We start from the raw sequence: 23,287 nt of genomic DNA, 5'->3' as shown, positions 1-23,287 counted from the left end.
TGAAGTCCGGAGGAACCAGGTGATCTCGTCACTGCGCGGCCAGGTGCAGCACGTCGGCCTCGACCACGCCGTCGTCGAGGTGGGCGGCGTCGGGTTCGCCGTCCAGATGACGCCGACCACGCTCGCCACGCTCCGGCGCGGCGAGGAGGCGAGCCTCGCCACCACGTTGATCGTCCGCGAGGACTCGCTGACGCTGTTCGGGTTCGCCGACGCCGAGGCCCGCGAGCTGTTCTCCCTGCTCCAGACGGTCAGCGGCATCGGCCCGCGGATCGCCCTCGCGACGCTCGCCGTGCTGGAACCGGACAAGCTCCGGCACGCGCTCGCCGAAGGCAACATCACCGTGCTCACGCAGGTCCCGGGCATCGGCAAGAAGGGCGCGGAACGCCTGATCATCGAGCTCCGCGACAAGGTCGGCGCCCTCCCGACGCCCACCACGCCCGCGCACAGCCAGACCCGTGACCACGTCGTCGAGGCGCTGCTCGGGCTCGGGTTCCCGGCCAAGGCGGCGGAGACGACCGTCGACAACGTGCTCGGCGAGAACCCGGACCAGTCCACGTCCGCGGTCCTGCGCAGGGCGCTCGCGACCCTGGGGCGCAAATGACCGAGGAAGACGAGCTCAGCCCGTACGCGGTCCCGGCGGAGCGCGACCTCGAGACCAGCCTGCGGCCTGCCGACCTGAGCGAGTTCGTCGGCCAGCAGCGGGTGCGCGAGCAGCTCGAACTCGTCCTGCACGGCGCCATGCGGCGGGGCACCGCGCCGGACCACGTCCTGCTCAGCGGGCCTCCCGGCCTGGGCAAGACCAGCCTCGCCATGATCATCGCCAAGGAGCTGGGCAGCCAGATCCGCATCACCAGCGGCCCGGCGCTCGAACGGGCGGGCGACCTCGCCGCGATGCTGTCCAACCTGGTCGAGGGCGACGTGCTGTTCATCGACGAGATCCACCGGATGGCCCGGCCTGCGGAGGAGATGCTGTACCTCGCCATGGAGGACTTCCGGGTCGACGTCGTCGTCGGCAAGGGGCCCGGCGCGACCAGCATCCCGCTCGACATCGCGCCGTTCACGCTGGTGGGAGCGACGACCAGGTCCGGCTCGCTGACCGGACCCCTGAGGGACCGGTTCGGCTTCACCGCCCACATGGAGTTCTACCAGCCGGAAGACCTCGATCTGATCGTGAAGCGCAGCGCCAAGATCCTCGGCGTCGACGTGCACGACGACGGCGCCAAAGAGATCGCCGGCCGCTCCCGGGGCACGCCCCGCATCGCGAACAGGCTCCTGCGCAGGGTCAGGGACTTCGCCGAGGTCAGGGCCGACGGCCACGTCACCGAGGAGATCGCGAAACAGGCCCTGCAGGTCTACGACGTCGATCAGCTGGGACTCGACCGGCTCGACCGGGCCGTGCTGAGCGCCCTGGTCAAGAGCTTCAACGGCGGCCCGGTCGGTGTCGCCACCCTCGCGGTCGCGGTCGGTGAGGAGCCGACCACGGTGGAAGAGGTGTGCGAACCGTATTTGGTGCGGGCTGGCATGCTGGCGCGGACACCACGCGGCCGAGTGGCGACGCCCGCCGCGTGGCACCACCTGGGGCTGGAACCGCCCGCCGGTGATCAACTGTGGTGACCTGGCACAATCGGTGAAAGCACCTGGACATATCGGACGTGCGTCGAGGTACGTCCACTTGATCGGAGAATGATGGGCAGCCTTTCGTCTTTGATGTTCCCGTTGCTTCTGGTTCTGCTGGCGGTGCCGCTGTTCCTCAGCGCGCGCAAGCAGAAGCGCGCGATGGCCGAGCAGCAGAAGCTGCAGAACGACCTCGCTCCTGGCGACAAGGTCATGACGACGTCGGGTCTCTACGGCACCGTCGCCGACGCGAGCCACGACACCACCATCGACATCGAGATCTCCGAGGGTGTCGTCACGAGGTGGCTGCGCGCCGCCATCCGCGAGAAGGTCGTCGACACCGACGAGGCCGTCGAGGAGACGACCGACGAGCCGGTCGAGGCCGAGGTGACCACCGCACAGGTCGCCGAGCCCCTGGACCACAACGCCAAGAAGTAACCGCATAAGCTCGGCTACCTGGAGTTGGCAACTGTGAAATCCGCCGACTCCAGGTAGTGACGCGCAGCTCACGCGGCGCGCGTTACGCTGCGCGCTCGGAAACCATCGCTACTAGGAGACGGACGGATCGTGGCACCTCCGGCCGGGCAAATTCGCCCTGCGAAGTATTTGGCGAGTTTTGTCCTCATCGTGGTCGCTCTTTACGCCCTGGTGTTCCTCACCGGGAACGGTTCGGCCAAACCCAAGCTCGGTATCGACCTTCAGGGCGGCACCATCGTCACGCTGACCGCGCGTCAGGAAGACGGTGCCCAGCCCAGCGAGGAGGCGCTGAACCGCGCGCGTGACCTCATCGAGGTCCGCGTCAACGGTCTCGGCGTGTCCGGTGCCGAGGTCGTGCGAGACGGCAACAACCTGACGATCACCGTGCCCGGCGCGGACAGCGAAGGCGCGAAGGGCCTCGGCCAGACCGCCCGCCTGTCGTTCCGCAAGGTCCTGGGCCAGCCGATCCCGGCCGGTGCCGCCCCGAACACCCAGGCGCCGTCGTCGAGCACCCCGCCGTCGAGCGGCGCGAGCACGCCGCCGTCCTCCGGTCAGACCGTCGCGCCACCGCCGTCGAGCGGTGCCCCGCAGGGCCGCCCCGCTCCGAACCTGGCCGCGCAGCCGTCGAGCACCCCGCCGTCGAGCAGCTCCGCCCCGTCGTCGAGCACGCCGCCGAGCACGCCGTCCGCTCCGTCCAACGTCGACCCGAAGCTCGCGAAGGAGATCCAGGAGGCCAAGGCCCTGCGCCAGGCCTCCAGCCAGGAGATCCTGCAGCAGGCCGCGCTCATGCTCGACTGCTCGAAGCCGGACCCGCTGCGCGGCAACGACGACCTGGACAAGCCGCTCGTCACCTGTGGCGAGAAGGGCGCGTACAAGTACATCCTGGCGCCGGTCAACCCGCCCAAGGAAGACACGCAGACCAAGCCGGACGACTACTCGACCTACTCCCGCCTGTCGGGTGAGGACATCAACAACGCCGCGGCCAACAAGAACCCGAACGGCACCGGCTACGTCGTCAACCTCGACTTCAAGTCCGACGGTGGCACCAAGTGGGGCAAGTTCACCGCCGCCAACGTCCAGCAGGCCGTCGCGGTCGTGCTCGACGGTGAGGTCATGTCCGCGCCGACCATCCAGTCGGCCATCACCGGCGGCTCCACCGAGATCAGCGGCAAGTTCACGCTGAAGGAGGCGCAGAGCCTCGCGAACACCCTGAAGTACGGCTCGCTGCCGCTGTCCTTCGACGCCTCCGAGGCGCAGACGATCTCCCCGACGCTCGGTCTGCAGTCGCTCAAGGCGGGTCTGATCGCCGGTGGCATCGGCCTCGCGCTGGTGTTCGTCTACTGCATGTTCTACTACCGCCTGCTGGGCATCATGACGATCCTGTCGCTGGGCCTGTCCGGCGTGATCGTCTACGGCGTGCTGGTGCTGCTGGGCCGCTGGATCGGGTTCACCCTCGACCTGGCCGGTATCGCCGGTTTCATCGTCGCCATCGGTATCACCGCCGACTCGTTCATCGTCTTCTTCGAACGACTGAAGGACGAGGTGCGCGAGGGCCGGACGTTCCGCTCGGCCGTGCCGCGCGCCTGGGTCCGTTCGCGCCGCACGATCCTCTCGGCCGACGCGGTCAGCTTCATCGCCGCCGCCGTGCTGTACGTGATCGCGGTCGGCCAGGTGAAGGGCTTCGCGTTCACCCTGGGCATGTCGACGGTCCTCGACCTCGTGGTCGTGTTCCTCGTGACGCACCCGCTGGTCGCGGTGGCCTCGAAGTCCAAGTTCCTCTCCAACCCGAACCTGTCCGGCCTGGGTGGTGCCGCGCGTGAGGGTGCGGCTCACCGCGCCGCCGTGACCGGCAAGCCCGGCACCGTGAAGGAGGCCTGACATGAGCAACGTGTTCACGCGCCTCTACGTGGGCAACGGCGCTTTCGACATCGTCGGCAAGCGCACGCGCTGGTACATCACCTCCAGCATCATCCTGCTGATCTGCATCGGCTCGATCGTCTTCAAGTGGTTCAACCTCGGCATCGACTTCGAGGGCGGCACCAAGATCTCGATGCCGTCGATCTCGCAGTCGGGCCAGGCCATCACGGTGGCGTCCGTCGAGGACGCGTACGGCAAGGCCCTGCCCGGCAAGAAGGCGAACGCCGTGCAGGCCGTCGGCAAGGGTGACAGCGCGACGATCCAGATCAAGTCGTCCGCGCTGACCGTCGCCGAGGTCGCGACCCTCAAGACGGGCATCGCGCAGGCCACCGACCCGAAGGGCGGCCAGGCGGCGATCTCCGACAGCGCCGTCTCCGCGTCGTGGGGCGGTGAGATCAGCGGCAAGGCCCTGTGGGCCCTCTTCTGGTTCTTCGTCGCGGTGACCGTGTTCCTGGCGTTCTACTTCGAATGGCGAATGGCCGTCGGCGCGCTCGTCGCCGTCTTCCACGACGTCATCATCACCGCGGGCGTGTACTCGCTCATCGGGTTCGAGGTGACGCCGGCGACGGTGATCGGTCTGCTCACCATCCTCGGTTTCTCCCTGTACGACACGGTCGTCGTGTTCGACAAGGTCAAGGAGAACACCCGAGGCCTGCTGGGCCTGACCCGCCGCACGTACGCCGAGGCCGCGAACCTCGCGCTGAACCAGACCCTGATGCGCTCGATCAACACGTCGCTGATCGCGCTGCTGCCGGTCGTCGGCCTGCTGGTCGTCGGCGTCGGCATCCTGGGCGTCGGCACGCTGCAGGACCTCGCGCTGGTGCAGCTCGTGGGTATGTTCATCGGTGCGCTGTCCTCGATCTTCATCGCCACCCCGGTGCTGGTCGACCTGAAGATGCGCGATCCGAAGTACATCGCGCAGGCCAAGCGCGTGAACGCCCGCCGCGCCAAGGCCGCCGGCCCGCAGGTCGCCGAGGGCATCGAGTCGGTCGACGAGGACGCCCTCGCCGCCGACCTGCGCCAGGAAGAGGCGATGGCCGCCGCCGCGTCGGTGCCTCATCGCACCGCCAAGGCCGCGGACTCCCGCCGCCGCCCGACCGGGAAGCGTCAGCGTTGAAGTTGGACCGTGCTCTGGGACTGATGCGTGAGGTCCCCGACTTCCCCCAGCCGGGGGTCGTCTTCCGGGACCTCACGCCCGTCCTCGCCGACCCGGACGCCTTGCGCGCCGTGGTCGACGCCCTGCAGGACAAGATCGACGACAGCACCCAGGTGATCGCCGCCATCGAGTCGCGCGGCTTCCTCCTGGGTGCTGCTCTGGGCTACGGCTGGCGCTATGGCGTCGTGCCGCTGCGCAAGCCGGGCAAGCTGCCGGTGGTCGCCGACTCGGTTTCGTACGCGCTCGAGTACGGGACCGCGTCCCTGGAGCTGCCCGCGGACGCGATCCAGCCCGGACAGCGCGTTGTCGTGGTCGACGACGTGCTCGCCACCGGTGGCACCGCCGAGGCCGCGTGCACCCTCGTGGAGCGCGCGGGCGGGATCGTGACCGGTGTGTCCGTCGTGCTGGAGATCGCCGCTCTGGGCGGACGCTCCCGGCTGGCGGGCCGCGAGGTCAATGCCCTGATGGCGGTGTAGTCGCCGGGCAGTACCCGCTGTACAGCCACTCGGTTCTGCTGACCACGCCCTGAATGCGCGAACCTTCCAGCGCGAGTTCTTCCGCGGTGAGCAGCATGCCGGTCTCCGGGCAGAACGCCAGCTGCTTCCGCCGGTGACGTGCGTCGTCGACGTGCGTCACCGCGCACGGCTCGTCCACCGCGAGGTCCGCGCACTTCGCCAGGCGCAGCAACAGGAGCCGTTGCAACGCGGGCGTGACGACCTGCAGGTTCCAGACCTGGTGGACCGCCTTCACGACCCCGCTGGTGGTTGTCTCCCTCATGAGCCTGTTCAGCCCGGCCTCGACGGTGGCCTCGTCCGCGGCGGTGATGAGGAGCTGTCCCGGCAGCTGTCCGGGGCCGTAGTCACCGGTGGGCTGGACGAACTCGCTGTCCTTCGTCACCTCGATGCGGCCGGAGCCGTCGGCGGCCATCCAGTCCCGGCGCTCGTACGGCTCGACGGAGCGGGTGGTGACAGTGCGTTCGCCGGACCGCTTGAGGTAGTGGCTGACCACCAGGTGCACACCCTTGGTGTGGACGTAGTGGTACCTGCCGGTGCCCTGGGGTTCCGGCGCGTGCGCGGTTCGCTCCGCGAGGGCCCGCAGCAGATCGGCCGTCATGTCAGCTCATCGCCGGCACGACGAACCGCCAGGCGATCACGACGGTGATCGCCCACAGGAAGTAGAAGATCGGCAGCCCCAGCAGAATCAGGCGCCACGCCTTCATCCCGCCGTGCGCGACTCGCAGCAGCGCGACAGAGGTGCCGAGCCACGGCACGACGCCGAGCATAAGCGCGTCGGCCGCGTTGTCGCTGAGCTGGTTCAGCAGGACGATCGCGGCGTACCAGATGCCCGCGAAGCCGAGGCAATGCCAGTACGGCCGATGTTCGTGCATGAGGCCCCCCCAAGCCTGTGATGGTCCCGATCCTGCCATGCAGGGATCATCAGGCGGGCGGCGGTGGCGCCACGAACGCGGCCCCGATCGAGACCAGCACCAGTGTCACCAGCGAGGCCGGTGCGGTCACCACGGCGATCTCCCACAGCTTCGGGGCACGGGCGCGACGCAGCAGCAGCCACGAGATGCTCGTCGACAGCAGCCACGCCACCGATGAGCCGATGACGGACCTCAGGTCGAAGTTCGTCGGGTCGTCGAGCGCCAGGTAGGCCATCGCGCCCAGCCACACGACGTTCATCGCGCCGCACCACAGCAGTGTCCTCACGCGCCAGAGCCTCTCAGGGCGGACTAGGGGGCCTGTACCCGGAGTCAGGTGCCCCTGCTCCGTTCGGGGTCAACTGGTGCGCTTTTGGTCAAAAGCGTCGTAATCATGAGCGAATCCCTTCACGATCAGTCCAACGGGGTTACAAGAACCGATGCCGAAACGACACACGAGGTATGTGTGCAGAAGACGGAACGTGGGGAGGCCGCATGATCGGCCGCTGGGCACTCCTCGTTCTGGCGTTGTCGGGAGGCTGTGGAACCACGACGCCGATATCGGACGCGGCGGTGGTCCACTGCGTGTCGCACCGATCGGAAACCGTTGACGCGGCCGCCGCACTGGGCCTGGTGGATTCCACATCAATTGGAAACAGGATCCTCCTGGACGGCACTCCCGTCGAATTCGACGAATGGCGCAGGACACGTCAGCCGGAATTCGAGAAGGCGTGCAAAGCGGCCGCCGAACCGCACATGCAACCGGCCCCGGCATCGACTCCTTCATGGATCGTCCCGACGATCACCGCGGCCGTCGGTCTCCTCTCCACGGCGCTCGGCTGGTGGATCTCCTGGGTGACGACGAACCGGCGCGAGGACCGCAACCGCGCCAAGGAGCACTCGGTGGAACTGCGCAAGGCCGGCCGGGAGTTCGCGGACGAGGTGCGCGACTACTGCGAAGCCCAGCTCAAGGAACGCGCGTCGCCCGCGGAACTGCGGCGCAAGCGAGACCTGCTCAACACCCAACTGGCGGTGACCAAACTGATGCGACCGGACTGGTCCGCGCCCGACGTGCTGCGTACCGAGCTCGATGCCTTCGGCACCTCTGTGGAGGAGGGATGGGACTTCGAGAACGACAGGAACGAGCGGCGGCCGCGCATCGCGGAGGTGACCGAGGCCGCCAGGACGCTGGACCGCCGGATCGAGGTCGTCGTGCAGGCGTTGCGGCGGCCGGGCGACGCGAGCGCGTTGCTCGACGACGAGTTCGGGCAGGTGGTCAGCGCGTGACCGACCCGAACCCGTTCCACGTCCCCGGCCTGCGGTCGCGCATCGGACCGTTGTGCCCGTACACGGAGCCAACGCACAAGGACTACTACGTGGCGGTCGACCACACCGAGACGGCCTTCACGGCGTTCCAGGAGTCTCTCGGCGAAGACCTCACGACGTTGCACGACGATGGCCGGCTGACGGTCGCCCTGGGCTGGGACGGTTGCGGCAAGACGTCGTTGCTCAACCGGTGTGCCGCCTGGGTGAAGGCAGAGCTCGGCAAGTCCTGCCACATCCTGTCCCTCGCCGACGCCGGGCGCGACAACGAGCCTCGCGAGGACCGGGAGAACAGGGTTTTCAAGCTCCTGATCCACGAGTTCCGCGATCGCGACCTGCTGGACGACAACCAACACGCGGAGCTGACGGAGGCCCTGGACAAGGGCGATCTCAACTTCGGCTACCTCTACGCGAGCAAGTACGTGCTCAAGCCGAAGAACCTCGTGCTGGTGGTCCTGCTGCCCCGAACGGAAATTCCGCTCGAAGTGGAAAACTACGCGCGGTGGGCGTATCCGTACATCGTGTTCCTCGCGGAGAGCCGCAAGGTCGAATCGGTCAACGAGCACTGGTCGGCGATCGAAAGCGCCCACAACTCGGCCTTGCCCATTCGCCTCAAGGTGGGAACGCTGGACAACGGCGACGGTTGGGCGTTCGTGCAGTCCCGCAAGGGAGACCGAACGGATGCACCGAACTACCCGTTTGTGTCAGAAGAGACGATACGTCGCGTGACCGAGGCTCGAACGCTTTCGATCGGTGAGCTACACAAGTTGCTCTACGGGACGTATCAGGAAGTTCTGAAGAAAGGCAAGGCATCTGGGGCGATAGGCTCCGGCTCGATGGGCGAGGTGACCTTGCTGGATCTCATGGAGTTCCATTTCCGGCGACCGGGGAGACAGTGATGAGCGATCGCCCACGATCAGCCCCGAGCGACAACCCGTTCGTACCCGCCGCCGTCGCCAAGCCGAGGGAGTTCGACGACACCACGTTGTCGATCCCGACCCCCGCCATCACCGAGGCCGTCAGCCTGGTCGACGCCTTCCTCCGCCCGTCCGCGCAGCCCGCGGGCAACGTCATCGCGATCCAGGGCGAGTACGGCACGGGGAAGAGCCACCTCGTCGGTGCGTTGCTCCACCACGCCCGAAAGCACTCGGACGACGAGGATCGCCGGGCGCGCGTCGCCTTGCTGGAGGCGAGGCCGGCCACGTTCGTCGACCTCTACCGGCAGCTCATCGGGGACGAGCTCAAGAAGGAGGACGTGCACGACCAGGTGCGGGAGTTCTACGCGCACGTGCTCGCGGACGAGCTGAGCGCTTCGCCGTTCACCTCGGACATCGCCGAGCTGTTGCGCAACGGTGAACTCGACCCGGTCGAGGCGTCGGACAGCATGAACCTCATGGAGAGCAGGAACCTCGACCTCCTCGGCCGAGTGCTCGCGAAGGTGACGAACAACCCGGCCTTCGGCATCGCGCTCCCGCTGCTCCTGAGGCCCGACTTCGCCGACGCCGCCTGGGAGTGGCTCACCGGCCACCAGCCCGACCAGGTGCTGGTCGACCGCGGCATCACGCACCCCATCGCCACCGAGGAGCTGGCGCTGGAGGCGATGGGGGTGCTGGCTCTGCTCTACAGCCAGCGGGGGCGGCGGTTCGTGCTGGCGATCGACGAGATGAACAAGGTCGTGTCCGCCAGCCGGAAACCGAGCGAGAACGCCGTGGAGGCGTTCCAGAAGATGCTCGAGGTGTTCGCGGGCGCTCAGGCGTTGCTCATCCTCGCCGGGCTGCCCGACTACCTCGACGAGCTCGGTGGCGCGGTCCGGCAGCGCATCGGGCGGATCATCCCGGTGTCACCGCTGACCGTCGCCAACACCGTGGAGTACATCAAGCAGAGCCAGGCCCGGCTCGGCCGCGGGCGGATGCTCGACCCGTTCACCGAGAACACCGTGCGGTACCTGGTGAAGCTCACCGACGGCAACGCGCGCCGCATCATCCGGCTGTGCAGCCATCTCTACCGGCGGGCCGTGGACGCGAGCCCGCGCGACCCGGCACGGGCGCGGATCAACGAGGCGATGGTGCGCGAGGTCGCCCGCGAACACGCCGGTGCCACCACCACCGACCACGTCCGCAACGAGATCCGGCAGGTGCTCGCCGCGCTCGGGCTCACCTACGAGCGCGACATCTGGATGAACCCCGAGACCGACTCGAAGGCGGACTACTGGGTTCCGTTCGGAAGTGACGCGAACTCCGGTTGTGCGTTGGTGCTCAACGAGTCCGTGCTCAACCAGTCCGAACGCGACGCACTCGTGAACCGGGCGACGTTCCTGCAGTCGGCCGTCGAACGGATGGAGGTCGTCCTCGTCGTGGTGGGCCTCGTTGACGCCGACTTCATGCCGTCGCTGACCGAGGCGTTCAGCGTCGAGCCGATCATCTACGACCAGTACACGTTCAACGACACGTTGTCCGCCGTGCTGGAACGGCAGCTGAGCCTGCTCGTCGATCCTGGCGGCGACGTGCTGCCGGGGGTGCGGGAGCAGTTCACGAGGCTCGGCCGGCAGCAGGCGAACACCCAGCGGATGCTCGAGCAGGCGATGAAGACGCTGACGTCGTTGCGCGCGTCGTCGGAGCGGTCGTTGAACCAGCTGCAGCGGGAGGTCGCGGAGTTCACCGCGGCCCCGCTCGCCCAGCGGGTCGCGGAGCCGGGGCAACCGACGCGCCTGCCACCGGTCGTGCACACGTTGTTCGTGACGGCCAGGACGTCGCTGGACTCGCTGGACCAGGTGGACGCGACGCTGCGCGCCATGTTCGCCGCGACGGAGGGCGATCCGGTGCACGCCATCGACGCCAGGGTCGCGGTGCGCGCGCAGTTCCGGTCGCAGAAGGTCTTCTCGGCGCTGGGCGTCTCGGCGATGCTGCGCCTGTTGCTGGTCACGTTCCAGGACGGCGTCAACGAGTGGTTCCGCACGTACGTGCCGAGCCCGTCCGGCCGGCCGTACCCGGTCGACCGGGAGAGGCTCGGGGCGTTGTGCCGGGCCTACGACACGGTCTACGAGTACATCCCGTTCTTCCAGCTGGAGGAGCTCGACCAGTTCGGGCCGCACCTCGTCGACGGCAACGCCGCGATCGTGCCCGTGCCCCAGCTCGGCGAGGCGCGGGAGTTGTTCAACCGGCTCAGCTCCCGTGTTCACGCCGCAGCGCTGGAGTCCGTCGCGGACGTGGGCTGAGCGCGTCCGCCACCCGGTCTCCGAACCTGTCGCAGAACCCGGTGAACACGCCGTGCAGGGTGTTGATCACCAGGATCGCCGGCGCCACCACCGCGGCGGTGCCGGGGAACTCCGGTTCCAGCAACAACACCAGCACGATCGCGGTGATCCCGTTCTGCTGCGCGAACGCGATGTACGTCCGGTCCTTGCGCGCGAGTCCGCCGGTGAGGATCAGCCCCACCACCACCTGGGCGAAGAACGCGGCGAGCCCGAGCACCAGTCCCGGCCACGGCGATAGCCCGCCCACGAGCAGGAATCCGAGCGCGACGGCGGCGGCCACGAACGCCACGCGGGTGACCCGGTCTATCCAGGCGGAGATGGCCGGCCGCGCGACCAGCCCGACGATCGCCACTCCCAGCATCAGGAACTGCCACACGCCGAACGCCAGAGCGGCCACCACCACGGTGATCTGACCGGCGGTTCGCAGCGCCCCCGACGTGATCCGCGACCACGCCCACCACAGCAGCGCCACGACGGCGGCGAACGCCAGGTTCGCGATCACGTTGGCACCGAAGGAGAACAGCCCGCCGTGGGCCAGCGCGCCCGACGACGGATCACCCATCGCCCGCAACGCCAGCGCGGACAGGTAGACGGTGAGCAGCATGGTGATGGGGTCGTCGAACGACGCCCACGCCGCCAGCACGCTCTTGGCCCGGTCCGACAACCGGGAGCTGGCGGCCGCCGCGGCCGTGGACAGCGGATCGATCTGGGCGACCGCGATCGCGAGCACGAGATAGGCGGGGTCGCGGAAGACCAGCCACAGCACGGCCGCGATCAACGCCGCTTTCGCCAGCACGCCCACGGTCACCGCCAGCACGACGATGCGCAGGTGCTGACGGACCTCGGCCAGGCAGATGCCATAAGTGCTGCTGTACAAGCCAATGGCGAGCAACGCGCTCGCGACGGTGAAGTACCAGCCGCTGGTGGTGACGGCGTCGAGGCCGGAGGTGCGTGCCACGGCCCAGCCCGCGCCGACCGCCACCACGAGCAGCGCCAGGCGTCGCATGGTCGCGGCGAAGGCGCTGCGCTGTTTCGCGGGCGTCACCAAACGCCGCACCGTCGCGGCGAAAGCGTTGCGGTCCACCCCGGACGTCATCACAACGGACGTGCGGCCGCGGCGAGACGGGCGACCTTCTCGTCGGCGGGGTAGACCTCGCTCTGGTCGAGCGTCACGCCGACGAGGTACTCACCGGCTTCGACGCGGTAGTAGTAGATCGCGCCCATCTCGACGTCCAGCACGAGCCGCTCCACCCGGCCGCCGAGCGTCTGGCGGCACATCCGGCCGAACTGCGTCACCAGGGAGGGCAGCCTGCGGGACAGGTCCGCGTAGAACCGGCGGCGCTGCGCCGGGGTGATGGACTCGTGGAAGAACCTGCCGACTTTGAGATCGTCGAAGACGTCGATGGTGAAGACCTGTTCGCAGTCCGCCCACAGCGCGACGTAGTGCAGATCGCGCGGGTCGACGAACTTGCGGCACTGGTCCGCGAGCGTGCTCGTCACGTCTCCCTGCACGCGCAACGACTCCGGCGTCGCGACCGGCACCACCGCGGGATCGACGTCGTCGTCGGGATCGTGCAGCGTCTTCCACCCGCCGGGGTTGAGCGGCTGCTGGCTGATCCTGGCCCGCAGGGCCGTCGCGAGCTCCGAGGTGAGCTCGTCCGCCGCGCGCACGTTGCGGGCGGCGGTCCACGGCAGCGGCGCGGGTGGCGGTTCGGTGCTGCCGAACCCGATGACGTGCTGGTCCGGCACGACCGAGTCGCAGTACGCCACGCCCTGGCCGGTCTGCAGCACGACCCGGATCAGCGAACCGGTCCGCACCGCGATCAGGTCGGCCTCGAGCTGGCTCACCGCCGTGCTGAGCGTCCGCGCGGTCTGCGAGTGGCCGGATTCCTCGGAGTCGTCGGAGTCGTCGGAGTCGTCGGGGTCTTCGGGTTCCTCGGAGTCCACGATCTCCACGACTATGTCGTCGAAGCCGTCGGTGTAGTGCCCCAGGTGGTACAGCAGGCGATCGCGGCCGATGGCGGTCAGCAGCATCTCGACGGCGTCGTCCCACCTGGCGTCGACGTGCGGCGCCTTGCGCACACGCGGTCCAGTCACATCGATCACCTCCGTTCACATGTCCGGTACGTCGAGGACAACGCATTTCCATTCGGCGGCGGAGGCTTTGAGGTTCGCTTCGGCGCGCACGGTGACCGGATGCGTGGCTCCCAGCCACTCCACGCACTCGTCGCGCACCTCGCGCAGGGTCGTGCTGCCCCGGTCGACGTCCGCGGTGCGCCCGTCGATCACCGCGTGCCCGAGCCTCGCCGCGAGTGCCCACGGGTGGACGTCGCCGAGCCTGTTGACGAGACCGTCCCTGGCCTCCTTCGCGGCCCGCAGCGCCTCCTCCTGGCTGCGGCCGAGGCTGTGCAGGAAGATCGCGTGGTCGAGCAGGCACATCAGCGTGAACGCGTGGTACGCGCCCTGCCGTGCGTGGTAGGCGTCGTAGCACTCCCGCGCGAGCCGGGTCGCGGTCTCGAAGTCGCCGATCGCGTGGTGGTCCGCCGCGAAGCTGAGCTTGCACGCCCGCGTGTCCGCGTGGTCCGGCCCGAACACGTGGCGGTAGCCGCGCAACGTCTCCTGGGTGAGGCTCTTCGCGTCCGCGTGCTCGCCGAGCAACCGGTACGTGATCGCCCGGTTCCACTTGATCCGCAGCTCGTGCCGCGGGCTGGGCGGACCGATCACCGCGACCCGCTGGGCGGCCTCGCGGAGCTCGTCCAGCGCCTCGACGTACTGGCCGAGCTCGCGCAGGTACCTGCCGACGCTGCAGGCCGACCACCACACGTCGAGGTCGTGCGGGCCGAGCACGGCGAGCCTGCGTTCGAAGTTCTCCCGCTGCACCTTGAGCGCCTCACCGGTCTCGCCGGCGAGGAAGAGCGAGAACGCCAGGTTGTTCGTCGTCCGCAACGTGTCCCGGTGGTCCTCACCGAGCACGGCGCGCATCTGGCGCTCCGTCCTGGCCTCCTCGGTGCGTGCTTGGGCGAAGTTGCCCAGCACGCGATTGCCGTGCGCCACACCACGGGCCGTGCGCAAGGTGTGCGGATCGTCGCGGCCCAGGAGCCGCCGCTGGTCCTTGAGCAGCCGCTCGTCGGTGTTGAGCGCGTCGGACGGCCGGTCCAGCGCCTTGTAGAAGTTGCCCAGGTGGAACCGCAGGCACAACCGCAGCCGGACCTCCACGTCCTCCGGCCACGACTCGAGCAGCCGCTCGGACAGCCCCGCGGCGAACGTCCAGGCCTCCGGGTCGCCCTCCACCTGGAAGTAGCGCATCTGGTTGACCAGCCACCGCCGCACGGCCGGGGACTCCGACTGCACCGCCCCACTGGGAAGGACGTGCTCGCGCAGCTCGCGGATGTCCGCCACCCGGCTGCCGTCGTTGATCTGCGACTCCGACGGCGCCTGCGCGGCGAGCCCGGCCAGCACGCTGTCCTGGACGGCCGCGCGTTCGGCGTCGTCCATCAGGCCGGAGACGAGCGAGAGGACCAGCCGGTGGACGGTCAGCGTGGCGGGCCTGCCCCACGCCACGTCGAACAGCCCGTAGCGAACTCCGTGCCACAGCACGGCGTCCAGCTCCAGGTCGTCCAGCGCGGCGACCCCGTCCGCCCGCGACACCACCGCGAGCATCGGCGCGGAGTGCAGCAGTGACACGGAAACACCCGCACTGGACAGGAACGTGCACATCTTCACCAGCCGGAGCACCGCCCGGCCGTGCTCGGTCTCCGCGAAGGTGCCGGCCAGCACCCCGATCGCCCTCTCGGCGCCGGAACCGCTGTCCTGACCGGAGAACAACGAGCAGTACTGCTCGGTCGCGCTGATCGCGGCATCGCCTCGCGAGGCCGCCTCCCTGCGCCGCTGCTTGGCCGTCTGCAGGATCCACGACCGCGCCAGTCTCAGCGTGAGCGGTTCGTGCTCGGCGAGCTCGGCGAGGCGCACCAGTTCCTTGCCGGGGAGGTCGGGCAGTGCCGCGCGCAGGAACGCCACGCCGTCCTCGGGATCGAGCGGGCCGATCTCCCTGCCCGGCCTGCCGTCCGGCCGGACCCGCGAGGTGACCACCACGTGCCCGCAGCCGCGTGTGGGAACCAGTCCGCGCAACACTTCCGGATCGTCGGCGCCGTCGTAGACCAGCAGCCAGCGCCTGCCCTGCGGGCTGCCGCACAGCCGGTCGAGCACGGCCTCGGTGACCTGGTACTCCATCTCGATGCCGAGCACGCGGGCGAGATCGGCGAGCCGCTCGGTGATCGTGCGGCGGTCGTGCGCCGGAATCCACCACACGTAGACGTAGTCGAACGCGAACCGGTGCGCGTACTCCTTCACCAGCTCGGTCTTGCCCGCGCCCGCGGGGCCCGTGACCCACCACGTGCGCAGCACCGAGGCGTCCGAGAGCGCGTCCCGCATCTCCTCCAGCTCCGCGCCCCTGCCGCTGAACGAGCCGAGCCTGCGCGGCAGGTTGCGCCGCCTCTTCTCCTGCTTCTCGTTGTTGCCGGCGGGATAGCGCACCTCGGTCGGCGCGCCCGCGACGAGCGAGAACGCCTCCAGGACCGCCGCGCGCGCGGTCGCCTCGTCCGAGTTCGCGAGCGCGATGTGCTCGCAGCCCTCCGGGGCCTCGGTGTCGTCGACGGTGATGACGACAACGCGCCCGGCCACGCGGTCCTCGGCCCGCTGGGCGCGGGAGTGCTGCGACACGATGCGCACGAGCGCGTCGCCCGGCTGCCGGTCGCTGGTCACCTCCGCACCCGCGCACGTCAGCTGCGACCGCACCCAGTCGGCCCACGGCCGGTCCTTCGGCACGTACTCCAGGGCGACGTGCGTCGGGCTCAGGCCGATGCTGCGCCGGTAGCTCTCCCGCACGTCCTCCTCGAGCCCCCGCACGGTGCCGATCCCGGTGCCCGCGACGGCGATCGCGAGCTCGCGGTACGAGTCGAGCTGGGCTCCGCTGTCGTCGACGAGCACGGCCAGCGTCTCCACGAACGATTCCTTGCGGTACAGCGGAATCGGCACCAGCTCCGCGGACATGCTGCGGCCGAACGGGTCGTCGTCGGGCGTCAGCAGCCGTGCGAACGTCGCCGTGATGGCCGCGAGCGCCTGTTCCGCGCGGCCGGCGTCGCTGCGGTCGAACTGCACCGGCACCGCGAGCACCCTGACCCCGACGGGGGCGGAGTCCCACACGTCCTGCGCGAAGTCAGCGGCCTGGCTGATGCTGCTGCGCATCGGCTCGAAGCACACGGCCACGACGTCGCACAGCCGGGCCATCCGCGTCGCCGCGTCCGGCGACAGGTTCGTGGGGCTGTCGATCAGCACGTAGTCGTACGACGAACGCCGGATGCCCTCTCGCAGCGTTTCCACCTCGCCGGGGCCGCGCGGCGTGGGGGAGAAGCCGCGCACGGGAATGCTCGGGTCGCGCGAGGCCAGCAGGTCGACGCGGCCACGCCCGCCGGGCAGCTCGTACCGGCGTGCCTCCAGGGAGGGGAACGTCTCCTCGTCGAACAGCAGGCGGCGGGCCGGGTCGCTGAACGGCGAGACCTCCAGCACCTCGGCGAGCAGGTCGGCGACCTCCAGCGTCCTCGCGTGGAACGGCTGGAGGAAGTCGTGCACGTGCGGTGCCTCGGTGCCCCAGTCCGCGACGGCCACCCGGTGCCCGGACGCGGCGAGCACCCAGGCCAGGTTCGCCACGACGGCCGTGCGCCCGATGCCGTTCGTCGACGACGTGAACGCCGCGATCGTCGGAGCGCCTGGTACCGGCCGATCGTCGATCATCGTCGCTCCACGGTGAGCTGTCGTCAGATTCGGTTCTGGAAAGACGCGTAGTGGTCGGCGGCCGACGTGTTGTCGCGCAGGACGCGTTCGAGCGATCTGGCCAGCACGGAGTCGGGCAGATCGTCGAGCCGATCGAAATCCACCCCGCTCAGGTCGACCAGGTCCGAGCGCAAACCGGCGTCGGGCTGCTGCGCCATCCGTCTCGCACCGTCCGTTCGTCTCCGCCCCATTGCGGCGCGTACCGATTGTAGTTCGGGAAGCGACGACACCGCGTTAGCAAACGACGCAATATCTAATCGGGTGACCGCGCCGCGATGCATGTTAGGAGTGATGCATTATCGAGCTACCGCGAGGGCGTGTCGATCGGCCACTCGGGCGACGGGGACGCCACTGGCGGGTTTGATTTTCGTCTATCGTCGACGGTGATTCTCGTAATCGTGGCGGAAGCGGTGCGCTATGAACGAGCCTCGCCCATTCCGGCAGTTCATCCTCAAGGTCCACGAGAGGTGCGATCTGGCGTGCGACCACTGCTACGTCTACACGAAGGCCGACCAGCGCTGGCGGACGCGCGACAGGGCCATGTCGCTCGCGACGGCGGACCAGGTCGCCCGGCGGGTCGCTGACCACGTCCGCGCGCACCGGCTGCCCGCGATCGAGATCGTCCTGCACGGCGGCGAACCGCTGCTCGTGGGCGTGCCGCACCTGCGTGCGCTGGTGCGGCTGTTCCGCTCGCTCGTGCCGGCTCCGGTGCAGGTCAGCATGCAGACGAACGGGACGCTGCTCGATGCCGCCGCACTGTCCGCCCTGGTCGAACTGGGGGTGCGGACCGGGGTGAGCGTCGACGGCGACCGCGCGGCGCACGACCGGCATCGCCGCAGGCACGACGGCAGCGGCAGCTACGACGCGGTGGCCGCGGCGGTGCGGCTGCTCGCGACGGAGCCGTCGATCTACGGCGGCCTGCTCTGCACCATCGACGTGGACAACGACCCGGTGCGCACCTACGAGGCGTTGCTGCAGTTCAGCCCACCTGTCGTGGACTTCCTCCTGCCTAACGGGAACTGGTCGGACCCGCCACCGCACATCGGTTTAGGCACGCCGTACGCGTCGTGGCTGATCACGGTGTTCGACCGCTGGTACGCGGGCACGGGTGAGCCCGTCGTGCGGATGTTCGCCGAGATCATCAACATGCTGCTCGGCGGCAGTTCGGCGGTCGAGGGGTTCGGCACGTCACCGGCCGCGACGGTGGTCGTCGAGACGGATGGCGCGATCGAGGTTTCCGACATGCTGAGCTCCGCGTTCGAGGGCGCGGCGGCGACCGGCCTGACCGTGTTCGACTCGTCCTTCGACGACGCGCTGGAAGCGCCGGGAATCCTCGCGCGCCGGTCGCCCCTGTGCGCTACCTGTCAGGCCTGTGAGCTGCGCGAAGTGTGCGGGGGAGGGGCGTACGCCCATCGTTTCCGGGCGGGCTCCGGGTTCGCCAACCCGTCCGTGTACTGCGCCGATCTGCAGCGTCTGATCAGCCACATCAGGAGCAGGCTCGTCGCCGACGTGGCGAGGTTGTCCCGGTGACGGCGACGCTCGAGATGCGGCCCGAGATGTTCACCGAGCTGGCGTGCGGTCGCGGTGGGGCTGCGGCCGCGCGCTTCCTCCTCGGCGCCCGGCGCAGCAGAACGCTCCTGCTCCTGCACGCGGTGGCCGCGGGCGACCCGGCGTTCGCTCAGCTGAGGAAGCTGCCCGCGGCCGCTGTCCGCCCGGTCCTCGACCACCCGCGGGTGGGTGCCTGGGCCCTGCGCACCGCGCTGACCGGCACGGATGCCGGCGAACTGGCCGCCGTGCTGGCCGCCGCACGCGTGCGTGCGCAGGTCAGCGGGGTGGTGGAGGTGCCGGGCGGGCGTCCGGTGGTGCTGCCGTCCGTCGGCACGTTCCACCCGGCGGGCGACGGTCCGGTCCGCGTCGTGACCGGCGAGGACGGCTGCCACGTGTCCGACGGCGAGGTGTCCTGCGACCTCTCCGGTCCTCCGACACCGCACTGGAAGCCCCTGCGGCGCTGGCGGGCCGAACACGACGGCCTGCGCCTGACGCTGGCGATCGACGACCTGCCGGAACGGCTCCCCGACCACGTCGTGGCAGCGTCCGACCTGCAAGAACGCCGTTGGCAACGCTGTCTGCGCACGAGCTGGCAGCTGCTCGTCGAGCACCACCGGCCGGTCGCCGAGGAGATCGCGGCGACGTTGTCCGTGCTGACGCCCCTGTCGACGACCTTGCCGGGCCACGCGAGCGTGACGTTCGCGAACGCGCTCGGCTGCGTCGCGATGTCCCTGCCGGACGACCCGCGCGTCATGGCGGTCGCATTCGCCCACGAGGTGCAACACGCAAAGCTGTCCGCACTGCTCGATCTCTTCCCATTGGTGGACCGCGCCTCGCGCGCGCGTTTGCACGTTGGCTGGCGGCCGGATCCGCGGCCGCCGGTCGCTGTTCTGCACGGTGCCTACGCACACCTCGCGGTGGCCGCTTTCTGGCGTCACCACCCCGACGCCGTGGCCCGTGTGGAATTCGTCCGGTGGAGTTCCGCGACCCGTGCCGCGGTCGGTTCACTGGAGTCCTCCGGCGCGCTTACCGACAGGGGCCGTGCTTTCGTCGGGCACATGCGCCGCAGGCTCGACTCGTTGATTCAATGACAACGAATGGACATTCATGGACAAAAAATGGCCACCGTTTGTTCTGGTCCGCGTGGAATCAATTTGATGGTTCACCCGATCGAGCCGGTTCGTGGAGCAGGTCCAAGCTCTATGTTTCGGACGCATGACTGCGATCACCTCCACCGCCTACAGCCGGGACCTCGGTGACGAGCTGCGGCGGCTGCGCGAGAAGTTCACGTCGTTGACCGGGTTCGCGTTCGCCGAGCAGCTCGGGTGGGACCCGAGCAAGGTGTCCAACATCGAGAACGGCAAGGCTCGGGCGAGCGAGATCGACCTCATCCAGTACCTGATGACGTGCGGCCGCGACACGCCGTACTTCGAACGCTTCCGCGACCGGTACCGCTACGCCTTCGACCCGTACGTCGTGCAGGTGCCCGACAACCTCCGCACCCTCGCGATGACCGAGGCCAAAGCCAAGAAGATCACGACCTACGACGTCCACACGGTCCCCGGCCTCATCCAGACGCCCGATTACGCACGAACGCTCCTGAGCTCGGGCGGCAACACGCCCGCGGACGTCGAGAAGTTCCTCAAATGGCGCATGGACCGGCAGGCGATCATGAGGCGCCAGAACCGTCCTGAATGCACCTTCTACGTGCACGAGCTCGCCCTGCGGCTTCACGAGGGCGACGACGCGGTCATGGAGGAGCAGTACCTGCGCCTTCTCTTCCACACCCACGTCCTGCGCGTCATACCCATGTCGGCCGGACCGGTGGCGATCAGGCGGTCCGCCCGGATGCTGTTCAGCTTCGAGAAACTCGTGCCGGTCGCGTACTGCGAGACGGACATGGCGAACGTGTTCGCGCACGACGGCAAGGCGATCGCGCAGAGCAGGGAGTTCTTCAAGTGGTTGGATTCGCTCGCTTTGGATGAGGGACAATCGCGGAGCCTGCTGGCGAGCTACGTCAGCGGCGTGCGAAGGGACCTCGATGACCCACTGGCGGAGCTGGCGTAAGAGCACCTACAGCGGCGACCAGGGTGACAGCGCCTGCGTCGAGGTGTCGCTCGCCCAGGACGCTCTCGTGCGTGACTCGAAGGTCGCTCGCGGTGACGCCCTGGTCTTCTCGATTCAGGCGTGGCGCGCGTTCGTGGCGAGCGTCGCCTGATCGGCCCAGCAAAAGTTCGGGCGGCGTTCACCGTGTGAGCTGCGCCGCTCGTCGCGTCATCGGAAGTTTCGTCACCGTAAACGCGTTATCCTCGGTACTCGCGAGACCCGAGGAGCGTGGGGTTGAGTCAAGACACCGAACCCGCTGCGACGGCTGTTCAACCGTCGGCTACCCGGCGTGTGCGCGCCCGCCTTGCGCGGCGTATCACCGCCCAACGTGCGGCCCCGGTGAAGCAGGTCCTCGAACCTCTCGCCGCCGCGCACTACGACCTCCATCCCAAGGCCGATCTGGCGCTTCTGCAGCACGCATATGACGTTGCCGAGGAGAAGCACCGCCCGCAGCGCCGCAAGTCCGGCGACCCGTACATCACCCACCCGCTCGCCGTGGCGACGATCCTCGCCGAGCTGGGCATGGACACCACGACGCTGGTGGCCGCGCTGCTGCACGACACCGTGGAAGACACCGACTACTCGCTCAACCAGCTCAAGGAAGACTTCGGTGAAGAGGTCGCCCGGCTGGTCGACGGCGTCACGAAGCTCGACAAGGTCAAGCTGGGGGCGGCGGCCGAGGCCGAGACCATCCGCAAGATGGTGATCGCGATGGCGAAGGACCCGCGGGTCCTGGTCATCAAGCTGGCCGACCGGCTGCACAACATGCGCACCATGCGGTTCCTGCCGCCGGAGAAGCAGGCTCGCAAGGCCCGGGAGACGCTCGAAGTGCTCGCGCCGCTGGCCCACCGCCTGGGCATGGCGACCGTGAAGTGGGAGCTGGAGGACCTCGCGTTCGCGATCCTGCAGCCCAAGAAGTACGACGAGATCGTGCGGCTGGTCGCGAAGCGCGCGCCCAGTCGTGACACGTATCTGCGGACCGTGGTCCAGGAGCTCAACGGTCAGCTGGAGACCGCGCGGATCGTCGCGAAGGTCGAGGGCAGGCCGAAGCACTACTACTCGATCAACCAGAAGATGATCGTCCGCGGCCGGGACTTCGACGACATCCACGACCTCGTGGGTGTGCGGATCCTGGTCGACGAGGTGCGCGACTGCTACGCGGCGATGGGCGTCGTCCACGCGGCCTGGCAGCCGATGCCGGGACGGTTCAAGGACTACATCGCGCAGCCCAGGTTCGGCGTCTACCAGTCGCTGCACACGACCGTCATCGGTCCCGACGGCAAGCCTCTCGAGGTGCAGATCCGCACCCACGAGATGCACCAGCGGGCCGAGTACGGCATCGCGGCGCACTGGCGGTACAAGGAGACCAAGGGCACGCACAACGGCAAGTCCGTCGAGATCGACGAGATGGCGTGGATGCGCCAGCTCCTCGACTGGCAGCGGGAAGCCGCGGACCCCGGTGAGTTCCTCGAAGGACTCAGGTGGGACCTCGCCGCGCGCGAGATCTTCGTGTTCACGCCGAAGGGGGACGTGCAGACGTTGCCGACGGGCTCGTGCCCGGTCGACTTCGCCTACGCCGTCCACACCGAGGTCGGGCACCGCTGCATCGGCGCCAGGGTCAACGGCCGGCTGGTCGCTCTCGAACGCAAGCTCGAGAACGGCGAGGTCGTCGAGATCTTCACCTCCAAGGCGGAGGGTGCGGGCCCGTCCCGCGACTGGCTGAGCTTCGTCGCCTCACCGCGCGCCAAGGCGAAGATCAAGCAGTGGTTCGCCAAGGAGCGCAAGGAAGAGGCGATCGAGCAGGGCAAGGACGCGATCACCAAGGAAGTCCGCCGCGTCGGGCTGCCGATCCAGCGCCTGGTCAGCGTCGACTCGATGCAGGCCCTCGCCAAGGAACTGCACTACCCGGACATGAGCGCGCTGTACGCGGCGGTCGGGGAGGGTCACACCTCCGCCCGCCACGTCGTGCAACGGCTCGTCGCGCAGCTCGGCGGTGTCGAGCACGCCGAGGAGGAACTGGCCGACCGCGCCACCCCGTCCACGGTCACCCGGCGCCGCCCCACCGGCGACGCGGGCGTGATCGTCAAGGACGCGGGCGACGTGTGGGTGAAGCTCGCCCGCTGCTGCACTCCGGTGCCGGGCGACGACATCCTCGGCTTCGTGACCCGAGGCGGCGGTGTGTCCGTGCACCGCACCGACTGCACGAACGCCGACGAGCTGCTGAAGTCGCCGGAACGCCTGCTCGACGTCGAGTGGGCGCCGTCGGCCTCCAGCGTGTTCCTGGTGGCGATCCAGGTGGAGGCGCTCGACCGGCACCGGCTGCTGTCGGACGTCACGAAGGTGCTGGCCGACGAGCGCGTGAACATCCTGTCGGCGTCGGTGACGACGTCGCGGGACCGTGTGGCCGTCAGCCGGTTCTCGTTCGAGATGGGCGACCCGAAGCACCTGGGCCACGTCCTGAAGGCCGTGCGGAGCGTGGAGGGCGTCTACGACGTCTACCGCGTGACCTCAGCCTCCTAGTTCAGGCGTCTGCAAGTACTACCAACTCGCAGTTGGTCTCGGCCGTCGCCGTCTCGGTGGCCGCGAAGGTCAGCTGGCCCGAGGCGATGGGCCTCATCCTGGTCAACGGCCTGGTCGTGCT

Annotated in this window: 21 protein-coding genes; 14 read left to right on the top strand and 7 right to left on the bottom strand. The window is 68.9% G+C overall.

Going from position 1 to position 23,287, the window contains the following annotated elements; genetic code table 11:
• Positions 1–19: 19 nt before the first annotated feature.
• The 6 genes from ruvA to ABZX92_RS23830 all read left to right on the top strand — a co-directional run bounded on the left by ruvA (position 20) and on the right by ABZX92_RS23830 (position 5,640).
• The gene (ruvA, locus tag ABZX92_RS23855) at positions 20–601 is read left to right on the top strand and encodes a Holliday junction branch migration protein RuvA (RefSeq protein WP_355563257.1); all 582 of its coding nucleotides are present in this window, start codon (positions 20–22) and stop codon (positions 599–601) included.
• Positions 598–1,614 (top strand): Holliday junction branch migration DNA helicase RuvB, encoded by a 1,017-nt coding sequence (ruvB, locus tag ABZX92_RS23850; protein WP_355563254.1) that lies wholly within the window; start codon positions 598–600, stop codon positions 1,612–1,614. The genes ruvA and ruvB overlap by 4 nt, the downstream gene beginning before the upstream one ends.
• A 93-nt stretch (positions 1,615–1,707) precedes the next feature.
• Positions 1,708–2,052, top strand: coding sequence for a preprotein translocase subunit YajC (gene yajC / locus ABZX92_RS23845; protein ID WP_045314541.1), 345 nt, complete (start codon positions 1,708–1,710; stop codon positions 2,050–2,052).
• Positions 2,053–2,181: 129 nt separating this feature from the next.
• A complete protein-coding gene (secD, locus tag ABZX92_RS23840; protein ID WP_355563251.1) occupies positions 2,182–3,969 on the top strand; it encodes a protein translocase subunit SecD in 1,788 nt (595 codons plus the stop codon).
• 1 nt (position 3,970) lies between these two features.
• Positions 3,971–5,125, top strand: coding sequence for a protein translocase subunit SecF (gene secF / locus ABZX92_RS23835; protein ID WP_355563248.1), 1,155 nt, complete (start codon positions 3,971–3,973; stop codon positions 5,123–5,125).
• A gap of 23 nt (positions 5,126–5,148) precedes the next feature.
• Positions 5,149–5,640 (top strand): adenine phosphoribosyltransferase, encoded by a 492-nt coding sequence (locus ABZX92_RS23830; RefSeq protein WP_355563246.1) that lies wholly within the window; start codon positions 5,149–5,151, stop codon positions 5,638–5,640.
• Here ABZX92_RS23830 and ABZX92_RS23825 read toward each other — a convergent pair.
• Genes ABZX92_RS23825 through ABZX92_RS23815 form a run of 3 tightly spaced genes read right to left on the bottom strand, consistent with a single transcriptional unit; the run spans position 5,618 to position 6,876 of the window.
• Positions 5,618–6,277, bottom strand: a complete 660-nt coding sequence (locus tag ABZX92_RS23825) for a hypothetical protein (protein ID WP_355563243.1) — start codon at positions 6,275–6,277, stop codon at positions 5,618–5,620. The genes ABZX92_RS23830 and ABZX92_RS23825 overlap by 23 nt on opposite strands.
• 1 nt (position 6,278) lies before the next feature.
• Entirely contained in the window at positions 6,279–6,551 is a 273-nt protein-coding gene (locus tag ABZX92_RS23820; RefSeq protein ID WP_355563240.1) for a hypothetical protein, read from the bottom strand.
• A gap of 49 nt (positions 6,552–6,600) precedes the next feature.
• Positions 6,601–6,876, bottom strand: a complete 276-nt coding sequence (locus ABZX92_RS23815; protein ID WP_355563238.1) for a hypothetical protein — start codon at positions 6,874–6,876, stop codon at positions 6,601–6,603.
• 206 nt (positions 6,877–7,082) lie between these two features.
• Between ABZX92_RS23815 and ABZX92_RS23810 the strand changes: the two genes are divergently transcribed.
• The 3 genes from ABZX92_RS23810 to ABZX92_RS23800 all read left to right on the top strand — a co-directional run bounded on the left by ABZX92_RS23810 (position 7,083) and on the right by ABZX92_RS23800 (position 11,124).
• Positions 7,083–7,874: a hypothetical protein gene (locus tag ABZX92_RS23810; protein ID WP_355563235.1), complete on the top strand. Its 792-nt coding sequence runs from the start codon at positions 7,083–7,085 to the stop codon at positions 7,872–7,874.
• A gap of 89 nt (positions 7,875–7,963) precedes the next feature.
• Complete coding sequence (locus ABZX92_RS23805) at positions 7,964–8,809, top strand: hypothetical protein (RefSeq protein ID WP_355563232.1); 846 nt, start codon at positions 7,964–7,966, stop codon at positions 8,807–8,809.
• A complete protein-coding gene (locus tag ABZX92_RS23800; protein WP_355563229.1) occupies positions 8,809–11,124 on the top strand; it encodes a hypothetical protein in 2,316 nt (771 codons plus the stop codon). Before ABZX92_RS23805 ends, ABZX92_RS23800 begins: the two co-directional genes overlap by 1 nt.
• Here the strand turns inward: ABZX92_RS23800 and ABZX92_RS23795 are convergent.
• The 4 genes from ABZX92_RS23795 to fxsA are packed head-to-tail and all read right to left on the bottom strand — an operon-like array spanning position 11,072 to position 17,150.
• Positions 11,072–12,259, bottom strand: coding sequence for a hypothetical protein (locus tag ABZX92_RS23795; RefSeq protein ID WP_355563226.1), 1,188 nt, complete (start codon positions 12,257–12,259; stop codon positions 11,072–11,074). The genes ABZX92_RS23800 and ABZX92_RS23795 overlap by 53 nt on opposite strands.
• Positions 12,259–13,260 (bottom strand): hypothetical protein, encoded by a 1,002-nt coding sequence (locus ABZX92_RS23790; RefSeq protein ID WP_355563223.1) that lies wholly within the window; start codon positions 13,258–13,260, stop codon positions 12,259–12,261. The genes ABZX92_RS23795 and ABZX92_RS23790 overlap by 1 nt, the downstream gene beginning before the upstream one ends.
• Positions 13,261–13,275: 15 nt before the next feature.
• Entirely contained in the window at positions 13,276–16,953 is a 3,678-nt protein-coding gene (fxsT, locus tag ABZX92_RS23785) for an FxSxx-COOH system tetratricopeptide repeat protein (protein ID WP_355563220.1), read from the bottom strand.
• A gap of 23 nt (positions 16,954–16,976) precedes the next feature.
• The gene (gene fxsA / locus ABZX92_RS23780; protein WP_355563217.1) at positions 16,977–17,150 is read right to left on the bottom strand and encodes an FxSxx-COOH cyclophane-containing RiPP peptide; all 174 of its coding nucleotides are present in this window, start codon (positions 17,148–17,150) and stop codon (positions 16,977–16,979) included.
• A 259-nt stretch (positions 17,151–17,409) separates the two neighbouring features.
• On the opposite strand from fxsA, the gene ABZX92_RS23775 reads away from it, so the two are divergent.
• From ABZX92_RS23775 to ABZX92_RS23755, 5 genes are all read left to right on the top strand, one after another.
• Complete coding sequence (locus ABZX92_RS23775; protein WP_355563214.1) at positions 17,410–18,522, top strand: FxsB family cyclophane-forming radical SAM/SPASM peptide maturase; 1,113 nt, start codon at positions 17,410–17,412, stop codon at positions 18,520–18,522.
• A complete protein-coding gene (locus ABZX92_RS23770; RefSeq protein ID WP_355563212.1) occupies positions 18,519–19,631 on the top strand; it encodes an HEXXH motif-containing putative peptide modification protein in 1,113 nt (370 codons plus the stop codon). Before ABZX92_RS23775 ends, ABZX92_RS23770 begins: the two co-directional genes overlap by 4 nt.
• Positions 19,632–19,755: 124 nt before the next feature.
• Complete coding sequence (locus tag ABZX92_RS23765) at positions 19,756–20,607, top strand: helix-turn-helix transcriptional regulator (protein WP_355563210.1); 852 nt, start codon at positions 19,756–19,758, stop codon at positions 20,605–20,607.
• Positions 20,582–20,758 (top strand): DUF397 domain-containing protein, encoded by a 177-nt coding sequence (locus ABZX92_RS23760; RefSeq protein ID WP_355563207.1) that lies wholly within the window; start codon positions 20,582–20,584, stop codon positions 20,756–20,758. The genes ABZX92_RS23765 and ABZX92_RS23760 overlap by 26 nt, the downstream gene beginning before the upstream one ends.
• A 122-nt stretch (positions 20,759–20,880) precedes the next feature.
• Positions 20,881–23,166: a bifunctional (p)ppGpp synthetase/guanosine-3',5'-bis(diphosphate) 3'-pyrophosphohydrolase gene (locus ABZX92_RS23755; protein WP_355563204.1), complete on the top strand. Its 2,286-nt coding sequence runs from the start codon at positions 20,881–20,883 to the stop codon at positions 23,164–23,166.
• The last annotated feature ends 121 nt before the right edge of the window (positions 23,167–23,287 follow it).

The sequence above is a fragment of the Lentzea sp. NPDC006480 genome (assembly GCF_040611995.1).
In the GTDB taxonomy this organism is placed as follows: domain Bacteria; phylum Actinomycetota; class Actinomycetes; order Mycobacteriales; family Pseudonocardiaceae; genus Lentzea.
The sequence above is the reverse complement of the archived record's forward strand: the minus strand, read 5'-3'. Positions and strand labels throughout refer to the sequence as shown.